This is a genomic window from Candidatus Zixiibacteriota bacterium (assembly GCA_014728145.1).
GTDB lineage: Bacteria > Zixibacteria > MSB-5A5 > JAABVY01 > JAABVY01 > WJMC01.
In genome coordinates, this window is record WJMC01000084.1 from 1 (window position 1) to 2548 (window position 2548).

Sequence of the window (2548 nt, forward strand, 5' to 3'; positions counted from 1 at the left end):
GAACCCTGGAACGGGTTGCCCCGTTAACTGCTTAGCAGGCAGCTGCCTTCAGCCACTCGGCCACCTCTCCAAAAAGAAATCTGTAAAACGCCATAATATATAATCGCTCTAAAAAGAGCAAGTATTAATTCCGATCTTTACTTTCAGGTAATATACATCAATCGAAACAACCGGTTTCCCGACGGGCTTCTCTACGGAAACCATGATACGCCGATAGTTGAACCGCTACGGTATTCCCGCCAACGACAAGACCGGCAAGCATGTTTTCATCAAACGTTGAATTCATCACTATTGGAGCTAAACACAGTTTCAAACGATTTCGGAAAAGGAATTCCTAACCTGCTTAACCGATCTCAGGTGAACAAGCAACTGAAGCGATTAATCATTAAGCATCCGCTGGATAACTCCGGGAAACAAATTTATTTCGTTTCACTTCATAACAGCAGACTATAAAAAAAATCCGTGACCGAGTGCGAAACTCTGTCACGGAATGCCCCAAGTACTAAACAAGGACCCCTTTTATGGGTTGAAACCCCGCCGCTTAGCTATCTTCTACTGTATCTCCTGATGTCTATTCTCTTGTTGTCTAAGCTTGATGTCGTTTGTTTAATTATTGTTGCAAGGGGCATGCCGTATTTAAGAATTGTAGACATAAAGCTGTAAGTCGTTGCACTGTAACAGAAATGTTTTTGATGGAGTTGCAAAACCGAAACTCATATCGTACCATCATGAAACAACTGTTTCAAAACGATGATTCATCGTGAAACAGTCAGCCGTCGATCTCGGAGTAGGCTGGTGTAGAGAGGTAACGTTCACCAGTGTCGCAGATTATAGCTACAATCATCTTGCCGGCGTTTTCAGGGCGCCCGGCAACTTTTAACGCTCCGGCCACATTGGCACCGGCAGAGATACCGCATAAAATCCCTTCTTCGCGCACTAACCTGCGGGTGGTCTCAATCGCTTCCTCGTTTTCGATCGTCATGATCTCATCGACCGTCTCAAGATTCAATACATCCGGCTTGAAACCGGCTCCGATCCCCTGGATCGGGTGAGGACCTTTTTCGCCTTTCGTCAGAAACGGTGAGGCGGCCGGCTCGATCGCGATCGCCTTAAACTCCGGCTTGCGGCGCTTGATGACTTCCGCCACCCCGGTCACAGTCCCGCCGGTTCCGACCCCGGCGCAGAGGATATCGACTTTGCCGTCCGTGTCGTTGTAAATCTCCTCGGCGGTTGTAACGCGATGGATTTCCGGATTGGCCGGGTTCTTAAACTGTTGCGGCATAAAGTAGCCCGGGTTCTCGGCCAGGATCTTCTCAGCTTTGGCCACCGCGCCGGGCATACCGTCAGCACCCGGAGTCAGGATCAATTTTGCGCCGAACGCTTTCAAAAGCGCCCGCCGTTCGCTCGACATTGTATCCGGCATAGTCAAAACCAGCTTGTAGCCCTTGACAGCGCAGACGAACGCCAGGGCAACCCCGGTATTGCCTGAGGTCGGTTCGACGATCACCCCGCCCGGCTTGAGATGACCTTCTCGTTCCGCGGCTTCGATCATCGCCAGGCCGATTCGGTCTTTGACTGAGGCGCAGGGATTATAAAACTCCAGTTTACCCAGCACGGTCGCCTCCAGCCCTTCGGCCAGACGATTGAGCCTTACCAGCGGGGTGCTCCCTACCAATGACAGCATCGAATCATAAATTTTCATATCATCCCCCATCTGCAAAAATTATATGTAATACATCTCCTCACGATCTGCCAGATCCTCGACCAAATCGCTGAGCTTGTAGGATTTCATCCGCTCGAATAATTCGTCCTCGAGGTTGTTCCAGAAACGGTTGACAGCCCTCAGTGTGACCGCACGTTCACCCTTTTCCGGCAAAAACTCCCCGGCCGCAAACAGCTTGATTCCGCCCTCGGCCGCAACTGCCAGATCGTAAAGACTGACCCGCTCCAGATCACAGGCCAGGCTGTAGCCCCCGCCGATCCCGCGTCGTGAGCTGATCAAGCCGATTTTGGACAGGTTGCCAAAAATAACTTCCAGATAACGCTTGGATATGTTATATTGCTTGGCCAATTTAATCGATGTCAATGGAGACTTTCTGTCTTTTCCGGACAGCTCCATAATAATCAGTAAAGCTAAATATGTTTTTGTACTGAACATTTTACATATTACCCCTGTTGTTTATGTAATTTATATACTGTATCGATATTGTCAAGTATGAATTTGGTAATATTTCAAATAATTTCAACAAAAATTTGACAGGAGAAGTTTATGGCCAGTCAGAAACGCCGCAGTTGGGCGGAACCATTCAAGATCAAGATGGTCGAACCTCTGAAGATGACCACCCGTGAATATCGCCAGAAAGCTGTTGAGGAAGCAGGTTATAACACCTTTCTATTGAAGTCGGAAGACGTCTATATTGATTTGCTGACCGATTCGGGCACATCGGCCATGAGTGATCGTCAGTGGGCCGGGTTGATGCTCGGTGATGAGGCTTATGCCGGTAGCCGGAATTTCTACCATCTGGAGGACGCTATCCGGAAGTATTAC

General features: G+C 48.9%; 3 protein-coding genes. 1 reads left to right on the forward strand and 2 read right to left on the reverse strand.

The window, feature by feature from the left end; all coding sequences use genetic code 11:
* Positions 1-769: 769 nt before the first annotated feature.
* Complete coding sequence (cysK, locus tag GF404_05375) at positions 770-1702, reverse strand: cysteine synthase A (protein ID MBD3381612.1); 933 nt, start codon at positions 1700-1702, stop codon at positions 770-772.
* A gap of 21 nt (positions 1703-1723) precedes the next feature.
* Positions 1724-2158, reverse strand: coding sequence for an Rrf2 family transcriptional regulator (locus GF404_05380; GenBank protein MBD3381613.1), 435 nt, complete (start codon positions 2156-2158; stop codon positions 1724-1726).
* A 111-nt stretch (positions 2159-2269) separates the two neighbouring features.
* Between GF404_05380 and GF404_05385 the strand changes: the two genes are divergently transcribed.
* Positions 2270-2548 (forward strand): tyrosine phenol-lyase (locus GF404_05385; protein ID MBD3381614.1); only part of this gene is annotated, 279 nt, incomplete at its 3' end.

Coding starts and splice junctions, on each gene's coding strand:
- GF404_05380 (MBD3381613.1), bottom strand. CDS start 2,158: ATGTTCAGTACAAAAACATATTTAGCTTTACTGATTATTATGGAGCTG.
- cysK (MBD3381612.1), bottom strand. CDS start 1,702: ATGAAAATTTATGATTCGATGCTGTCATTGGTAGGGAGCACCCCGCTG.